Origin of the sequence: Kitasatospora sp. NPDC059462, assembly GCF_042749955.1 — a bacterium.
In the GTDB taxonomy this organism is placed as follows: domain Bacteria; phylum Actinomycetota; class Actinomycetes; order Streptomycetales; family Streptomycetaceae; genus Kitasatospora.
This window is the reverse complement of sequence record NZ_JBHYUU010000186.1, coordinates 1-15,679: the sequence shown is the minus strand read 5'-3', so window position 1 is coordinate 15,679 and position 15,679 is coordinate 1. Positions and strand designations below refer to the sequence as shown.

Sequence of the window (15,679 nt, the reverse complement as noted above, 5' to 3'; positions counted from 1 at the left end):
GGTACTGCAGGGGGGACCCTGTGGGAGAGTAGGACGCCGCCGAACAATTCTTCTGAAAAGCCCCTGCCGGGGAAACCGGCAGGGGCTTTTCGCATTTCCGGTGTGCCCAGGGCCGCGACCGTGGCCGCCCCAGGCCCGTGGGCCCCGCCGCCCCCGCCCGACCCCATCAATATGGCGCTAAAACTCCCAGCTCAGCGCCCAGATCGCTGGCAAAGCCGCGCCTGCGCCGTAGTCTCGAAGGCGAAGGGAACTGGTGTCCGGGATGGTCGCCAGGCTCGGCCGGATCAAGAATGGTGCACATGGGACGCGGCAGGCTGCGGATCTACCTCGGGGCGGCACCCGGGGTCGGTAAGACGTACGCCATGCTCGCGGAGGCGCACCGGCGGTCGGAGCGGGGAACGGACGTCGCGGTGGCGTTCGTCGAGGACCACGGGCGCCGGCACACGGCCGAGCGGGTCTCCGGTCTCGACGTGGTGCCCCGGCGGGAGCTGACGCACCGCGGGGCCGTGTTCACGGAGATGGACCTGGACGCGGTGCTGGCGCGCCGGCCGCAGGTGGTGCTGGTGGACGAGCTGGCGCACACCAATGTGCCGGGGTGCCGCAACGAGAAGCGCTGGCAGGACGTCGAGGAGCTGCTCGCGGCCGGGATCGACGTCGTCTCGACGGTGAACATCCAGCACCTGGAGTCGCTCGGCGACGTCGTCGAGGGCATCACGGGGGTGCGGCAGCGGGAGACGGTGCCGGACGAGGTGGTCCGCCGGGCCGACCAGATCGAGCTCGTCGACATGTCGCCCCAGGCGCTGCGGCGCCGGCTGGCGCACGGCAATGTGTACGCGCCGGAGAAGATCGACGCGGCGCTCGCCCACTACTTCCGGCCGGGGAACCTGACGGCGCTGCGCGAGCTGGCGCTGCTGTGGACGGCCGACCGGGTCGACGAGTACCTGCAGAAGTACCGGGCCGAGCAGGGCATCAAGGGGACCTGGCAGGCACGCGAGCGGATCGTGGTGGGTCTGACCGGCGGCCCGGAGGGCGCGACGCTGATCCGCCGTGCGGCCCGGATCGCGGCCCGTGGATCGGGCGGCGAGCTGCTGGCGGTGCACATCTCCCGCTCGGACGGGCTGGCCGGTTCGGGCTCGGGCTCGTCGCAGACGCTGATCGAGCAGCGGGCGCTGGTGGAGAGCCTGGGCGGTTCCTACCACGCGGTGCTGGGCGACGACCCGGCCGCCGGGCTGCTGGAGTTCGCGCGGGGCGTGAACGCGACGCAGATCGTGCTGGGCACCAGTCGGCGTCCGGCCTGGCAGTACGTCTACGGGCCGGGTGTGAGCGGCACGGTGACGCGTGAGTCGGGTGACATCGACGTGCACATCGTCACGCACGAGCACGCGGCGAAGGGGCGCGGGCGGATCCCGATCCGCAAGGTGACCGATCTGGGCCGCACGCGCACGGTGGCGGGCTGGCTGATCGGGGTGGCGGGGCCGCCGTTGCTCGCGCTGGTGCTCATCAACGTGCACGGCCTGGGCCTGACCACGGACATGCTGCTGTTCCTGTCGCTGACGGTGTGCGCGGCGCTGGTGGGCGGGCTGTTCCCGGCGATCGCCTCGGCGCTGGTCGGGTCCACCGCGCTGAACTACTACTTCGCGCCGCCGATCCACACGTTCACGATCGACGAGCCGCAGAACATCATGGCGGTGGCGATATTCACCACGGTCGGCATGGCCGTCGCCTCGGTGGTCGACCTGGCGGCCCGGCGCACCCACCAGGCGGCGCGCAGCCAGACCGAGGCCCAGACGCTGAGCGCGCTGGCCGGCACGGTGCTGCGCGGGTCGCCGAGCGGGGACGGGGACGGGGTGCTGACCGCGTTGCTGGAGCAGGTCCGGGAGACCTTCCAGCAGGAGTCGGTGGCCCTGCTGGAGCGGCCCGACCGGGTCGGGGCGTGGCAGGCGGTGGCGACGGCGGGCCCGCGTCCGCCGGAGCGTCCGGAGACGGCCGACGTGGACGTGCCGGTCGGGGAGACGCTGGCGCTGGTGCTGCGCGGCCGGGTGCTGCCGGGGGAGGACCGCCGGCTGCTGGGGGCGTTCGCCGCGCAGGCGGCGGTGGTGCTGGAGCGCCGCCGGCTGGCGGGGGAGGCGGCGGCCGCCCGGCGGGAGGCCGAGGGGAACCGGATCCGGACCGCGTTGCTGGCGGCCGTCTCGCACGATCTGCGCACGCCGCTCGCGGGGATCAAGGCCTCGGTGAGCTCGCTCCGCTCGGCGGACGTGGAGTGGGACGAGGAGGACGAGGCGGAGCTGCTGGCGGGGATCGAGGACGGCGCCGACCGGCTCGACCATCTGATCAACAATCTGCTCGACATGAGCCGGCTGCAGACCGGAACGGTCACGCCGCTGATCCAGGAGACCGACCTGGACGAGGTGGTGCCGTTCGCGCTGGGCGGGGTGCCGCCGGGGGCGGTCCGGCTGGACGTGCCGGAGACCCTGCCGATGATCCGGGCCGACGGCGGGCTGCTGGAGCGCTCGCTGGCCAATCTGGTCGAGAACGCCGTGAAGTACAGCCCTGCCGGGGTGAAGGTGCTGGTCAAGGCCGACGCCCTGCACCCGGCGGACGGGCCGGGCCGGGTGGAGCTGCGGATCGTGGACCGGGGACCGGGGGTGCCGGAGGACGCCAAGGAGCGGATCTTCGCGCCGTTCCAGCGGTACGGGGACGCTCCGCGCGGTGCCGGGGTGGGGCTGGGGCTCGCGGTGGCGCGCGGGTTCGTCGAGGCGATGGACGGCACGGTGTCCGCCGAGGACACCCCGGGCGGCGGGCTGACCATGGTCGTCACCCTGCCCGCCGTCGAGCGCGTCGCGGACCCCGACGGGCCGCGGCCGGAGAACCCCGGAGAACCGGACCCCGGAGAACCGGACGCCGGTGGACCGGACGCCGACGAGCCGGCACCGGCCCCGCCCCCGGCATGACCACCCCCGCTCTCCGACGACCGCTGCACGACCACTTCCGATCAGACCGACAGCCCCGAAAGGCGGAGCCCGCATGACCCGGGTCCTCGTCGTGGACGACGAACCGCAGATCGTCCGCGCGCTGGTGATCAACCTCAAGGCCCGCAAGTACGAGGTCGACGCGGCGCACGACGGCGCGAGCGCCCTGGAACTCGCCGCCGCCCGCCACCCCGACGTCGTCGTCCTCGACCTCGGCCTGCCCGACATGGACGGGGTCGAGGTGATCAAGGGCCTGCGCGGCTGGACCAGGGTGCCGATCATCGTGCTCTCCGCCCGGCACGCCTCCGACGAGAAGGTCGAGGCGCTGGACGCCGGCGCCGACGACTACGTCACCAAGCCCTTCGGGATGGACGAGCTGCTGGCCCGGATGCGTGCCGCCGTGCGCCGCGCCGAACCGGTCGCCGGGGAGGACGGCTCGGTGGTGGTCACCGACAGCTTCACCGTCGACCTGGCGGCGAAGAAGGTGAACCGCGACGGCACCGACATCCGCCTTACCCCGACCGAGTGGCATCTGCTGGAGGTCCTGGTCCGCAACGCGGGCCGGCTGGTCAGCCAGACCCAGCTGCTCCAGGAGGTCTGGGGCCCGGCCTACCGGACCGAGACGAACTACCTGCGGGTCTACCTCGCCCAGCTGCGGCGCAAGCTCGAACGGGACCCCTCGCACCCGCGGCACTTCATCACCGAGCCCGGCATGGGCTACCGCTTCGAGGGGTGAGCGGGCGGCCGCTCGTGGTGGCCCCGCGGCCGTCGCGCCGCGCCCCCGGGGAGCCCGGGCGACCCGCGCGGCCTGCCGCCGGGGCCCCCGGAACCGGTACCCTTCCGGCATGAGTGGTGACAACAGCAGCGGGCCGCCGCAGGGGCGCTTCCGCCGCATGCTCAGCCGGCTGACCTCCTCCACCGAGGAGTTGGAGGCCGAGGAGCTGCGCCAGGAGAGCGCCGCGGAGTCGGGCTGCACGCCGATCGCCAGCTGCGGGGACCGGCAACTGGTCACCGTCGCCGGCACCCTGCGCACCGTGACGCTCCGCCCGCGGGCCGGGGTGCCCGCGCTGGAGGCGGAGCTCTTCGACGGCACCGAGGCGCTGGACGTGGTCTGGCTCGGGCGCCGCTCCATCGCGGGCATCGAGCCGGGGCGCCGTCTGGTCGCCAGCGGCCGGATCAGCCACGCGCGCGGCCGCCGGGTGCTGTTCAACCCCCGCTACGAGCTGCGTCCGGTCGGACACGGGAGCGAATGAGCGTGAGCAACCAGCCCGGCGGCGAGCCCGCCGCCCAGCTCGGCCTGGTGAACATCGTCCGGGACGAGGAGGCGGAGCGGCAGGCCTCCCGCGAGGCCGCCGACACCGTGATGAAGGCGTTCGGCGGGGTCCGCGGCATGGTCGACATGACCCTGCCCGGCCTGGTCTTCATCGTCACCTACAACATCACCCACCAGGTGCCCGCCGCGGCCTGGGCGGCGCTGGGCCTGAGCGCGCTGTTCGTGGTGGCGCGGCTGCTGAAGCGGGAGACCGTCCAGCACGCCTTCAGCGGAGTGTTCGGGGTCGCCATCGGCGCCTGGATCTCGATGAAGACCGGCAAGGCGGAGAACTTCTACCTGCCGGGCCTGCTCTGGAACGTCGGCTACTGCGTGGGCCTCGCCGTCTCGGCGCTGGTCCGCTGGCCGCTGATCGGCATCATGCTCGGCCCGGTGACCGGCGAGATGTTCACCTGGCGCAAGCAGAACCCGGGCCGGCTGGCCGCCTACACCAAGGCGACCTGGGCGTGGGTGCTGATCATGGGCATCAAGCCGGTGATCCTCTTCCCGCTGTACTTCACCCACAACGTCAACCTGCTGGGCTGGCTGAAGGTCGCGCTGGGCATCCCGCCGCTGCTGCTGGCGATGTACGTGACCTGGCAGATCCTGCTGAAGGCGCCGCCGCCGATCAAGGCGCAGCTGGACGACGAGCCGGCGCCGGAGCACTCCGCCGGCGAGCCGCCCGCCGGCCGGTAGCCACGGCGACGGCGGACCGGCGAACGGCCGGGGCCCGCACTCCGAGTGAGTGCGGGCCCCGGCCGTTCTCGTTCCCGCGCTACTGGGCGCCGGTCGAGCTGGACAGCAGGTCCTCCAGCTCCTCCTCGCGCTCCTGGGCGGCCACGAAGAGCAGCTCGTCGCCGCCCTCCAGGGTGTCGTCCTTGCCGGGCACCAGGACCCGGCCCTCGCGGAGGATGGTCACCAGCGCGGTGTCCGGCGGCCACGGCACGTCGCCGACCCGGGTGCCGACCAGCTCGGTGTCCTCGGCGAGGGTCAGCTCGACGAGGTTGGCGTTGCCCTGGCTGAAGCGCATCAGCCGGACCAGGTCGCCGACGCTGACCGCCTCCTCGACCAGGGCGGACATCAGGCGCGGGGTGGAGACGGCCACGTCCACGCCCCAGGACTCGTTGAAGAGCCACTCGTTCTTCGGGTTGTTCACCCGGGCGACCACCCGCGGCACGCCGTACTCGGTCTTCGCGAGCAGCGAGACGACGAGGTTGACCTTGTCGTCACCGGTGGCGGCGATCACCACGTGGCAGCGCTGCAGCGCGGCCTCGTCCAGCGAGGTGATCTCGCAGGCGTCGGCCAGCAGCCATTCCGCCATGGGCACCCGCTCCACCGAGATGGAGTTCGGGTTCTTGTCGATCAGCAGGACCTCGTGGCCGTTCTCCAGCAGCTCGCCCGCGATCGAGCGGCCGACGGCGCCGGCCCCGGCAATGGCGACTCGCATCAGTGACCTTCCTTCTGCGGGCCCTGCGCGAACGCGGCCTCGACCGCCGTCAGGTCGGCCCGGCGCAGCATCACGTGCACCAGGTCGCCCTCCTGCACCACCATCTGGGGCGAGGGCAGCACGCCCTCGCCGAGCCGGGTGACGAACGACACCCGGGAGCCGGAGGCGGCCTCCAGCTCGCTCACCCGGTGGCCCACCCACTCCGGGGCGTAGGCGACCTCGGCGAGCTGGACGGCGCCGCTCGGGTCCTGCCAGAGCGGCTCGGCGCCGCTCGGCAGCAGCCGGCGCAGCATCTGGTCGGCCGTCCAGCGGACGGTGGCGACGGTGGGGATGCCCAGGCGCTGGTAGACCTCGGCACGCCGGGGGTCGTAGATCCGGGCCGCGACGTTCTCCACACCGAAGTTCTCCCGGGCCACCCGGGCGGCGATGATGTTGGAGTTGTCACCGCTGGAGACGGCGGCGAAGGCACCCGCCTCCTCGATGCCCGCCTCCTTCAGGGTGTCCTGGTCGAAGCCGACCCCGGTCACCCGGCGCCCGTTGAACCCGGCGCCCAGCCGGCGGAAGGCCGTCGGGTCCTGGTCGACCACGGCCACCGAGTGGCCCTGTTTCTCCAGCGCGCGGGCGAGTGCGGAGCCCACCCGGCCGCAGCCCATGATGACGATGTGCACCGGCGCTACCTCACCCGTCCTATTGGGGCCATGACCTGCGCAAACACCGTTCGATCTCCGTTTCCCCGCCCCGCTCTCGGGGGTGGGCGTCCTCGTGGGGCTCGGCACGACAACCACAGTGTTGCCCGCCTGCTCGTATCCGACACGCTAGCCGGTCCACCGAACACAGTCGCGACGAAGGGGGGCACGAACGGGGGGCGTCCGTCGGACCGGACGCCGCACTGCCCCTACGATTCCTTAACGTGCCTATGCCGACTGACCTTCCGAAACGCATCCTCATCGGGCGTGCGTTGCGCAGCGACAAGCTGGGGGAGACGCTGCTCCCCAAGCGCATCGCGCTGCCCGTCTTCGCCTCGGACGCGCTCTCCTCGGTCGCGTACGCGCCCGAGGAGATCCTGCTGACCCTCTCCCTGGCGGGCGCCTCCGCCATCCACTTCTCGTGGCAGATCGGCGTCGTGGTCGCCATCGTCATGCTCGCGGTGGTGGCCTCGTACCGGCAGAACGTGCACGCGTACCCGAGCGGCGGCGGCGACTACGAGGTCGCCACCGTGAACCACGGCCCGAACTCCGGCCTGGTGGTCGCGAGCGCGCTGATGGTCGACTACATCCTCACGGTGGCGGTCTCCACCACCTCGGGCGTGGCCAACGTGGTGTCGGCGGTGCCCGCGCTGCGCGGCCACGAGCTGACCCTGTCGGTCGTCGTGGTCATCCTGCTGATGGGGATGAACCTGCGCGGTGTCCGGGAGTCCGGCACGGCCTTCGCCGTTCCGACCTACGCCTTCATGATCGGCGTGCTCGGCATGGTGGTGTACGGGGTGGTCCGGCACTTCGGGATGGGGCAGGACATGCCCTCGGAGAGCTCGGGCTTCCACCTGGAGGCGACCCCGGGCAACGAGAACCTGGCGGGGTTCGCCATGGTGTTCCTGCTGCTCAAGGCGTTCTCCTCGGGCTGTGCGGCGCTGACCGGCGTGGAGGCGATCTCCAACGGCGTGCCGGCGTTCCGCAAGCCGAAGAGCAAGAACGCGGCGACCACCCTGCTGATGATGGCGACCATCGCGGTCGTGATGTTCATGGGCATCATCTGGCTGGCGCGGCTGACCGGCGTCCAGATGGCCGAGGAGCCCCACCAGCTGGTCGGCGCGCCCGGCGACTACCACCAGAAGACCGCGCTGGCCCAGATCAGCGAGGCGGTGTTCTCGAACTTCACGCCGGGCTTCTACTTCGTCGCCGCCGTCACCGGGCTGATCCTGGTGCTGGCCGCCAACACCGCGTTCAACGGCTTCCCGGTGCTGGGCTCGATCCTGGCCCAGGACCGCTACCTGCCGCGCCAGCTGCACACCCGCGGCGACCGGCTGGCCTTCTCCAACGGCATCATCCTGCTGGCGCTGGCCGCGATCCTGTTCATCATCGCCTTCGACGCGGACCCGACCCGGCTGATCCAGCTGTACATCGTCGGCGTCTTCGTGTCGTTCAACATGAGCCAGTCCGGCATGATCCGGCACTGGACCAGGAACCTGCGCACCGAGACCGACCCGGCCAAGCGCCGCCACATGCAGCGCAGCCGGGCGATCAACACCTTCGGCCTGGTGATGACCATGGCGGTGCTGATCGTCGTGCTCGCCACCAAGATCAGCCACGCCTGGATCGCCATCGCGGCGATGGTCGTGCTGTTCGTGATGATGAAGGCGATCCGCCGGCACTACGACCGGGTCTCCGCGGAGCTGGTCGCCGCGGAGGAGCCGGACGACGTGGTGCTGCCCACCCGGGTGCACGCGATCGTGCTGGTCTCCAAGCTGCACAAGCCGGCGCTGCGGGCGCTGGCGTACGCGCGGCTCGCGCGGGCGCACACCCTGGAGGCGGTGACCGTGAACGTCGACCCGGCGGACACGGCGGCGCTGCGCGCGGAGTGGGACGAGCGCGGGATCGAGGTGCCGCTGAAGGTGCTGGACTCGCCGTACCGCGAGATCACCGGGCCGGTGCTGGACTACGTGAAGAACCTGCGCCGCAGCAGCCCGCGCGACGTGGTGTCGGTCTACATCCCCGAGTACGTGGTCGGCCACTGGTACGAGCACCTGCTGCACAACCAGAGCGCGCTGCGGCTGAAGGGCCGGCTGCTGTTCAAGCCGGGCGTGATGGTGACCTCGGTGCCGTGGCAGCTGGAGTCCTCGGAGCGGCGCAAGCCGCAGAAGGCCTGGTCGGCGCCGGGTTCCGTCCGGCGTGGTGAGCCCCGGGCGCCCAAGGCCGTAAAGTCGGAAGTCTCGGCGAAGCCCGCCGGCCCGGCCGATCGCAGCGCGAAGGACTCCTCCCAGTGACCCGCAACACCCCGTCTCGTTCCCATGGCTCCTCGGGCAAGGGTGCCCGCAAGGGCGGTGCCTCCGCCAAGCCCGGGCAGGTCGCCCGGCCGCGCTGGGGCAAGCCGTCGCGCCCGGAGGCGACCGACCGCGACGGGTTCACCGCGCGGACGGCGCCGCTCGCGCCGGAGGAGCGCGCCCCGGGGCGTGCTCCTGAGCGCACCTCGGAGCGCGCCTCGGAGCGCACGGAGCAGCCGTCGCGCCCGGAGCGCGGCGCGCGTGCCGAGCGTGCCGAGCGCCCGGAGGGTGGTGCACGGCAGGAGGGCGGCGCGCGCCCCCGCAAGCAGGCCGTGCGCCCGCCCCGGGCGCTGCGCAACGCCACCCGCGCCCCCCGGGCCGAGGCCGCCCCCAAGGCCGCCGGCGCCCCCAGGGCGCCGAAGGCTCCCACCGGTGACCCGCTGGTCGGCGAGCGCTACGAGGTCGAGGTCGGCCCCGTCGCGCACGGCGGCGGGCACTGCGTGGCCCGGCACGAGGGCCGGGTGCTGTTCGTCCGGCACGCGCTGCCGGGCGAGAAGGTGATCGCGCAGGTCACCGAGGGCACCACCACCTCCCGCTTCCTGCGGGCCGACGCGGTGGAGGTGCTGGAGCCCGCCAAGGAGCGGATCACCCCGCCGTGCCCGTTCGCCGGGCCCGGCAAGTGCGGCGGCTGCGACTGGCAGCACGTGACGCCGGGCGGCCAGCGCAAGCTCAAGGTGCAGGTGCTGACCGAGCAGCTGGCCAAGCTGGCCGGTCTGACCCCGGACGAGGCCGGCTGGGACGGCAGCGTCGAGCCGGTCGGCGGCAAGCTGCCGGCCGGCCAGGTGCCGGCCTGGCGCACCCGCGTCCAGTACGCGGTCGACCCGGCCGGCGGCAGGGCCGGGCTGCGCAAGCACCGCTCGCACGACGTCCAGCCGGTCGACCGCTGCCTGATCGCCGCGGAGGGCGTCACCGAGCTGGGCGTGGAGTCCCGCGACTGGCCGGGCGTCGTCTCGGTCGAGGTGATCGCCGCCTCCGGCTCCTCGGACCGCCAGGTGGTGCTCACCCCGGCGCCGGGCGCCCAGCTGCCGCTGGTCGAGCTGGACCGCCCGGTCTCCATCGCCCGCATCGACGAGCAGGGCAACACCCACAAGGTGCACGGGCGCGGCTTCGTGCGCGAGCGCGCCGCCGGGCGGACCTGGCGGGTCAGCAACGGCGGCTTCTGGCAGATCCACCCCGAGGCGCCGGACACGCTGGTCGACGCCGTCCTCGACGGCCTGGACCCGCAGTGGGGCGAGAACGCGCTCGACCTGTACTGCGGCGTGGGCCTGTTCGCGGGCGCGCTGGCCGACCGGGTCGGCGAGGACGGCGCGGTGCTCGGCATCGAGTCGGGCAAGCAGGCGGTGGCCGACGCCCGGCACAACCTGGCCGCGGTCGAGAACGTCCGGATCGAGTGCGACCGGGTGGAGTCGCTGCTGCCGCGCACCGGCATCACCGAGACCGACCTCATCGTGCTCGACCCGCCGCGCGCGGGGGCCGGGCGCGAGACCGTCGCCCACCTGGCCGGGCTCGGCGCGCGCCGCATCGCCTACGTCGCCTGCGACCCGGCGGCCCTCGCCCGGGACCTCGGCTTCTTCCGCGAGGGCGGCTACCGGCCGGTCTCGCTGCGGGCCTTCGACCTGTTCCCGATGACCCACCACTTCGAGTGCGTGGCGATCCTGGAGCCGGCCGGGGGCGAGTGACGCGCCGACGACCGACGGAGGCGGCGCCCGGGAATCCCGGGCGCCGCCTCCGTCCGTCGTGCGCCTCCGTCCGTCGTGCGCCTCCGTCCGTCGTGCGCCGCCGGCCGCCTCTCGTCGCCGGGTGCCGCGGGCGGGCTCAGGGCAGGGGGTGTTCCTGCTCCCGGGGCTCGTGCGGCAGGGTGATGCCGTGCTGGGCGGCGAGGCGGATCAGTGCGGCGATCCGGCCCTCGTACGCCTGGACGCCGTCGGCGTCCCCTTCGGCCCGGGCGGCCGCGAGTTCCTTGCGGGCCTGGGCGAGCTGCTCGCGCAACTCCTGGTCGAACATGGCTGTCATTGCCGGCCTCCACACCGGTCGGTGCCGCTTGAGGGATTGCTCGGGGCACTTCAGAGTCTCCGAAGGTGAAGAACTCTTCAAGTCTCCCTCCCGGCGGGTGCCGGGTGCGGCGGCGGGCGTGCGCGGGGGCCGCGCGCGCCCTTGTTGTGCTAGCACTTCAGCGCTAGCTTGAGGTTCATGGGTAAGAAGCAGCTGAACGTCCGGGTGGACGCCACCACCGCGGAGATGGCCCGGGAACGGGCGGAGCAGCAGGGGATCAGCATGAACCAGTACATCGAGCGCCTGGTCCAGCAGGACATGGGCGAGGCCGGGCGGGTGTTCGTCGACGCGGCCGCCCAGTTCATGAAGGAGTACGAGACGGCGTTCCTCGCCGAGTTCGGCGAGCAGCGGGGCGGGGCCGACCTCCAGGACGTGCGCCGTTGAAGCTGGAGGTCGACCTCTCGTGGCTGCTCATGACCGCCGAGCAGTACACGCCCGGTGACCCGCAGGTCACCGACTACGGATCGCTGCTGGCCGCCGTCGCCCGGCACCAGGCCGAGATCTTCGACATCTCCGTCTACCCCGAACCGCAGGACCGCGCCGCCGCCCTCATGCACCAGCTGATTCGGGTGCCGGCGCTGGAGAAGACCAACGAACTGTTCGCCACCGCCGTCGCCTACGCCTACCTGGTGGCCAGCGGCTGCACGGTGGCGACCACGGCCCGCGAGGTGCGCAGCCTCGCCCGGGCCATCCGCGAGGGGCGGCTGACCGTCTCCGGCGTGGCGGACCGGTTGGCCGCCTGGGTGGTGGACGAGGCCGAGGACGAGGAGGTCAGCGGCGAGGACGACGACGACACGGAGTGAGCGGACGCCGCTCAGCCGGTCCCGGCCGGCTCGGCGATCAGCGCGGTCGCGAACGGACGGAAACCCGCCCGCCGGTAGATCCGGGCCACGTCCTCGTCGGCCGCGGACAGGAACACCGTGCGCACCCCGTGGGCCCGGGCGTGCGCGACCAGCGCCGCGGTGACCGCCTGCCCCAGCCCGCGCCGGCGCGCCGAGGGCAGCGTGCCCACGCCCGCCACCTCGGTGACCGCGCCGACCGGGTTGTGCTGTCCCGCGCAGAGCGGCGTGCCGCCCTCGAAGGCCGCGGCGAGCACCGTGTGCCCCGAGGCGATCCGCGCGGCGATCCGCTCCGCGGTGCCGTCGGACCCCAGCACCCCGGCCCTCGCGGCGAGTTCCGCCGCCCCGGCGCCGCCCACACCGGTGCCCGGCTCCTCGAACGCCAGGTGCGGGACGGCCACCGCGTGCGCGAGCGCCGGATCGTCGGCGGCCAGCACCCGCACCGACACCCCCTGCGGCACGGCGCCCGGGGCCTGCGCGACGTCCTGCCGCGCGTCCAGCACCAGCAGCGGGTGCTCGTGCACCACCAGCCCCGCCTCCTCCACCGCCGCGCGCAGCAGCGGATCGTGCTCCGCCACCCACTCGAAGGCCTCCGGCAGCCCCAGCTCACGCTGGCGTGCCAGCACCCGGCGGACGTCCCCGGCGGTGGCGGCCGGGCCCCGGTGGCCCAGCGCCGGGCGCGCGTAGTACGGCCAGCCGGCGCCCTCGCGCACGAACAGGCTGAGCGGGCCGAAGTCCTCGACGCGCGCGGCGGCCCGCGGGACCGCGTCGTAGTAGCGCTCGATCTCCTGGAGGAGATCCCGGCCCGGCCCGGCGGCGGAGGAGGTGTCGTCGGCTGCAAGATCGTCAGAGGTCACGCCGTGCATCCAAGCAGGCCCGGCCCCTTCCCGCCAGGCATGTGAGGCCCGGCGGCACCCGCCGGGCCCGGGCATTTCCGTGCGATTGTTGCCGAACGCTTACAGGCCGGGCGATCTTGTGTACGGACCCCATGACATCCTGGGGCCTTTACAGCTCTGCCGGACGGGAACGGCGGACGTCCGTGCTGGGCGAAGCGAGGGGGATGACTGGGTCATGAGGCTCTGCTTTCTGGTGGAGGAGCACTACCGGCACGACGGCATGCCGCTCGACGTCGTACGCCAACTCACCGCGTGGGGGCACCGGGTGGACGTGCTGCGCCCCGGCGACTCGCTGATGGCGATCTCCGAGGCGGTCCGCGCCGGAAGCCACGACGCCTGGGTGCTCAAGACCGTCTCCGGCGGGCCCGGCCTCACCCTGCTGGAGGCCGCCGCCGCCGTCGGCCTCACCACCGTCAACGACGTCCGCTCGATCCGCGGCGTGCGCGACAAGGCCCTCGCCTCCGTCATCGCCCGCACCCGCGGCCTGCCCGTCCCCGTCACCTACGCCGCCGCCCGCTGGGAACGGCTCGCCGAGATCCCGGCGGCCGAGTACCCCCTGGTCGTCAAACCCGCCGACGGCAGCTCAGGACGGGCCGTGCGCCTCGTCCGCGACCCCGGGCACCTCGCCGAACTCGGCCCGCTGCTGGCCGGCGAGGGACTGCTCATCGCCCAGCCCTACGTGCCCAACTCCGGCACCGACCTCAAGGTGTACTGCGTCGACGGCGAGCTCTACGCCACCGAGCGGTGCTCGCCGCTCAACCCCGACCAGGGGGTGAGGGAACGCCAGGTGCCGCTGCCGGCCGAGGTCGCGCGGATCGCCGCGCAGGTCGGCGAGGTGTTCGGACTCGACCTGTACGGCGTCGACGTGCTGCTCGGCCCGGACGGGCCGGTGGTCGTCGACATCAACGACTTCCCGAGCTTCCGGAAGGTCCCGGACGCGGTCGCACGGGTCTCCCGGGCGGTCCTGCGGCTGGCCCGCACCGGCACCGCGGTCACCGCGCCGGCCGTGGCGCTGGACACCTCCGGACTGGAACCGGTCGGGCTCGGCACACGGGCCGTTCGGATGCCCGCCCAGGGCGGCGGCGCGGCCGCCGGGCTCGGCGTCGGCGGCGTGGGCGTCGGCGGCACGCTGTGAGGATCGGCCTGATCACCTCCGCCCCGGACCACCCGCTGCTCGCCGCGGCCGGCGCCCTGCTGACCGCGCGCGGCCACCGCGTCGAGGCGCTCGACCCGGCGCACCCGCCCGCCGCGGGCGACGCTCCGCCCGCCGACGTCTACCTGCTCAAGGCCCGCACCCCCGCGGCCCTCGCCCTCGCCCGGTCACTGGAGGAACGCGGCGCCCCCGTCGTCAACCCGGCCGCCGCCACCGCCCTGTGCCAGGACCGCACCGCCATGGCCGACCTCGCCCGGCGGGCCGGCCTGCCCTTCGCCCCCACCCGCACCGCCGACAGCCCCGCCGCGCTGCTCGCCGCCGCCGAAGCCGGCGACCTCGCCCTCCCGCTGGTCGTCAAGAGCCGCCACAGCCGCCGCGACGACCTCGTCGCCCGCGCCGACGACCTCGCCCGGCTGCGCGCCCTCGCCGAGCAGTGGCCCGGCGAGGCCGTCGTCGCCCAGCCCTACCTGCCCAGCACCGGCTGGGACCAGAAGCTCTGGGTCGTCGCCGGGCAGCTGTTCTGCACCCGCCGGCGCTCCGAACTCGCCGACCCCGGCCCCGCCCGGCTGCCGCACGGCGGGGACGCGTTCGGACCGCACGACCTGCCCGCCGAGCGGGCCCGGCTCGCGCTGCGCGTCGGCGAGGTCTTCGGCCTCGACGTCTACGGCGTCGACCTGCTCGACGGCCCGGACGAACCGGTCGTCGTCGACGTCAACGCCTTCCCCGGCATCCGGGGGCAGGCCGGCGCGCCCGAGGCCCTGGCCGCGCTCGCCCTGCGGGCCGCCGAGGCCGGCCGGCCGTCCCCGCCCGCTCCGTCCGCCCTCCCCGGCCCGCGCGAGGGCGACCCGGCGGATGCGCAACCGGACGCCGCCGCTCGTTAGGCTGGCACCCCCGGCCGGAGCCCACGACCGGGCCGCGAAAGAAGACGGACCCTTGCTGCAGGACATCGAGCCCTACCTGGCCTGCCCGCACTGCGCGCAGCCGCTCACCCTCGACGGGCGCACCCTGCGCTGCCCCGCCGGCCACAGCCACGACGTCGCCAAACAGGGCTACGTCAGCCTGCTCGCCGGCGACGCCCACACCGGCACCGGCGACACCGCCGCCATGGTCGCCGCCCGCAGCGACTTCCTCGCCGCCGGCCACTACCGGCCGATCGCCGACGCCCTCGCCGAAGCCGCCGCGGCCGCCCACCCCGAAGGCCTCGTCGCCGACCTCGGCGCCGGCACCGGCCACTACCTCGCGCACGTCCTCGACGCCTTGCCCGGCCGGCCCGGCGCCGCCCTCGACATCTCCAAGTACGCGCTGCGCCGCGCCGCCAGGGCCCACCCCCGGATCGGCGCCGTGGTCTGCGACGCCTGGCGCCCGCTGCCGCTGCTCGACGCCTCCGCGGGGCTCGTCCTCAACGTGTTCGCCCCGCGCAACGGCCCCGAGCTGCGCCGGGTGCTGCGGCCCGGCGGCACCCTGGTGCTCGTCGCGCCCACCTCGCGCCACCTGCGTGAACTCGTCACCGAGCTGGGGCTGCTGTCGGTCGACGAGGAGAAGCAGCGGCGCATCGACGAGAAACTCGGCCCCCACCTGACACCGGCCGGGCAGCGCGAGGTGGAGTTCACGCTGCGGCTGTCCGCCGAGGACGTGCGGACCGTGGTCGGGATGGGGCCGAGCGCCTGGCACACCGATCCGGCCCGGCTGGCGCAGCGGCTCGCCGCGCTGCCGGAGCCGGTCGAGGTGACGGCGTCCGTCACCGTCGCCGCCTACCGGCGCTGAACCGGGCCCCGGCAGGCCCCGGACCGGGGGCCGCCCACCGGCCCCGGACCGCGGCGCCCACCGGCACCGAACCGCGGCGCCCACCGGCCCCGAACCGGGGCCCCGACAGGAACCGAAGCGGGCCCGCGCGGCGCCCGGCCCGTCCCGCGCGCCGGGGGGGGGCGCCGGCCCGCGGCCCCGCGCCGCCGTCACCCCGACGGGATGGATCTGCCG

At 74.0% G+C, this 15,679-nt stretch carries 15 protein-coding genes; 11 read left to right on the top strand and 4 right to left on the bottom strand.

The features are described 5' to 3' along the window. Positions 1-299: 299 nt before the first annotated feature. The 4 genes from ACFXAM_RS32025 to ACFXAM_RS32010 all read left to right on the top strand — a co-directional run bounded on the left by ACFXAM_RS32025 (position 300) and on the right by ACFXAM_RS32010 (position 4,974). Positions 300-2,951 carry an ATP-binding protein gene (locus tag ACFXAM_RS32025; RefSeq protein ID WP_380296552.1) on the top strand — a complete coding sequence of 884 codons (2,652 nt, stop codon included), beginning with the start codon at positions 300-302 and terminating at the stop codon, positions 2,949-2,951. Between the two features lie 73 nt (positions 2,952-3,024). Continuing rightward, complete coding sequence (locus ACFXAM_RS32020; protein WP_350555531.1) at positions 3,025-3,705, top strand: response regulator; 681 nt, start codon at positions 3,025-3,027, stop codon at positions 3,703-3,705. A gap of 109 nt (positions 3,706-3,814) precedes the next feature. Beyond that, complete coding sequence (locus ACFXAM_RS32015; protein ID WP_350555533.1) at positions 3,815-4,222, top strand: OB-fold nucleic acid binding domain-containing protein; 408 nt, start codon at positions 3,815-3,817, stop codon at positions 4,220-4,222. Next, positions 4,219-4,974 (top strand): DUF3159 domain-containing protein, encoded by a 756-nt coding sequence (locus ACFXAM_RS32010; RefSeq protein WP_380296550.1) that lies wholly within the window; start codon positions 4,219-4,221, stop codon positions 4,972-4,974. The genes ACFXAM_RS32015 and ACFXAM_RS32010 overlap by 4 nt, the downstream gene beginning before the upstream one ends. A gap of 79 nt (positions 4,975-5,053) precedes the next feature. On the opposite strand, the gene ACFXAM_RS32005 is transcribed toward ACFXAM_RS32010, so the two are convergent. Both ACFXAM_RS32005 and ACFXAM_RS32000 read right to left on the bottom strand, forming a co-directional pair. After that, the gene (locus ACFXAM_RS32005) at positions 5,054-5,725 is read right to left on the bottom strand and encodes a potassium channel family protein (protein ID WP_380296549.1); all 672 of its coding nucleotides are present in this window, start codon (positions 5,723-5,725) and stop codon (positions 5,054-5,056) included. Then, entirely contained in the window at positions 5,725-6,393 is a 669-nt protein-coding gene (locus tag ACFXAM_RS32000; RefSeq protein ID WP_380296547.1) for a potassium channel family protein, read from the bottom strand. The genes ACFXAM_RS32005 and ACFXAM_RS32000 overlap by 1 nt, the downstream gene beginning before the upstream one ends. A 248-nt stretch (positions 6,394-6,641) precedes the next feature. Between ACFXAM_RS32000 and ACFXAM_RS31995 the strand changes: the two genes are divergently transcribed. Continuing rightward, positions 6,642-8,705, top strand: a complete 2,064-nt coding sequence (locus tag ACFXAM_RS31995) for an APC family permease (RefSeq protein WP_380296556.1) — start codon at positions 6,642-6,644, stop codon at positions 8,703-8,705. A gap of 437 nt (positions 8,706-9,142) precedes the next feature. Next, positions 9,143-10,441, top strand: coding sequence for a class I SAM-dependent RNA methyltransferase (locus tag ACFXAM_RS31990; protein ID WP_380296554.1), 1,299 nt, complete (start codon positions 9,143-9,145; stop codon positions 10,439-10,441). A gap of 136 nt (positions 10,442-10,577) precedes the next feature. On the opposite strand, the gene ACFXAM_RS31985 is transcribed toward ACFXAM_RS31990, so the two are convergent. Next, the gene (locus tag ACFXAM_RS31985) at positions 10,578-10,775 is read right to left on the bottom strand and encodes a hypothetical protein (protein WP_380296546.1); all 198 of its coding nucleotides are present in this window, start codon (positions 10,773-10,775) and stop codon (positions 10,578-10,580) included. 177 nt (positions 10,776-10,952) lie between these two features. Here ACFXAM_RS31985 and ACFXAM_RS31980 point away from each other — a divergent pair, with 177 nt between their 5' ends. Both ACFXAM_RS31980 and ACFXAM_RS31975 read left to right on the top strand, forming a co-directional pair. Then, complete coding sequence (locus ACFXAM_RS31980) at positions 10,953-11,198, top strand: toxin-antitoxin system HicB family antitoxin (RefSeq protein WP_344332776.1); 246 nt, start codon at positions 10,953-10,955, stop codon at positions 11,196-11,198. Next, complete coding sequence (locus ACFXAM_RS31975) at positions 11,195-11,617, top strand: fic family toxin-antitoxin system, toxin component (protein WP_380296545.1); 423 nt, start codon at positions 11,195-11,197, stop codon at positions 11,615-11,617. Before ACFXAM_RS31980 ends, ACFXAM_RS31975 begins: the two co-directional genes overlap by 4 nt. Positions 11,618-11,628: 11 nt before the next feature. On the opposite strand, the gene ACFXAM_RS31970 is transcribed toward ACFXAM_RS31975, so the two are convergent. Continuing rightward, positions 11,629-12,510 (bottom strand): GNAT family N-acetyltransferase, encoded by an 882-nt coding sequence (locus tag ACFXAM_RS31970; protein ID WP_380296543.1) that lies wholly within the window; start codon positions 12,508-12,510, stop codon positions 11,629-11,631. 214 nt (positions 12,511-12,724) lie between these two features. Between ACFXAM_RS31970 and ACFXAM_RS31965 the strand changes: the two genes are divergently transcribed. Genes ACFXAM_RS31965 through ACFXAM_RS31955 form a run of 3 tightly spaced genes read left to right on the top strand, consistent with a single transcriptional unit; the run spans position 12,725 to position 15,466 of the window. After that, positions 12,725-13,684: a RimK family alpha-L-glutamate ligase gene (locus ACFXAM_RS31965; protein ID WP_380296542.1), complete on the top strand. Its 960-nt coding sequence runs from the start codon at positions 12,725-12,727 to the stop codon at positions 13,682-13,684. Next, positions 13,681-14,583, top strand: coding sequence for a RimK family alpha-L-glutamate ligase (locus ACFXAM_RS31960; RefSeq protein WP_380296540.1), 903 nt, complete (start codon positions 13,681-13,683; stop codon positions 14,581-14,583). Before ACFXAM_RS31965 ends, ACFXAM_RS31960 begins: the two co-directional genes overlap by 4 nt. 52 nt (positions 14,584-14,635) lie before the next feature. Further along, a complete protein-coding gene (locus ACFXAM_RS31955; RefSeq protein ID WP_380296538.1) occupies positions 14,636-15,466 on the top strand; it encodes a putative RNA methyltransferase in 831 nt (276 codons plus the stop codon). The last annotated feature ends 213 nt before the right edge of the window (positions 15,467-15,679 follow it).